Origin of the sequence: Lactiplantibacillus fabifermentans DSM 21115 (genome assembly GCF_000498955.2) — a bacterium.
In the GTDB taxonomy this organism is placed as follows: domain Bacteria; phylum Bacillota; class Bacilli; order Lactobacillales; family Lactobacillaceae; genus Lactiplantibacillus; species Lactiplantibacillus fabifermentans.
The window spans coordinates 1-326 of sequence record NZ_AYGX02000089.1 but is presented as its reverse complement, the minus strand read 5'-3'; the positions used below and the strand labels follow the sequence as shown (position 1 = coordinate 326).

Annotated in this window: 1 protein-coding gene; it reads left to right on the top strand. The window is 41.7% G+C overall.

Going from position 1 to position 326, the window contains the following annotated elements; translation table 11 throughout:
- The coding region (locus DY78_RS08580) for a host-nuclease inhibitor Gam family protein (RefSeq protein WP_191982876.1) at positions 1 to 216 on the top strand (216 nt) is incomplete at its 5' end.
- Positions 217 to 326: the final 110 nt, after the last annotated feature.

Below are 326 nucleotides of genomic sequence, written 5' to 3'. Positions count from 1 at the left end.
AACCCGGCTGGGTTGGCGTATGACGAAAAGATGGTTTTAAACTCACTTCGTAATCAGGGCATGAGCCAATATATCAAGGTCAAGGAATCTATTGATAAAGTCGATTTAAAAAAAGCTGGTCGCATGGTTGGTGACAAGTTTGTCATGGAAGATGGCGAGATTATCGCTGGTATTACTGAAAAGCCCGCAACTGAGAAGGTCACTTTTAAATACTAGGAGGAATCGATATGAGTGAAGCAATCGCGAAAGCAGAAAATCAAACGAACAGTTTATCCCTAATCATGGGTACTGATCAAAACAAGATGGCTAGCGAACTACAGGCTATC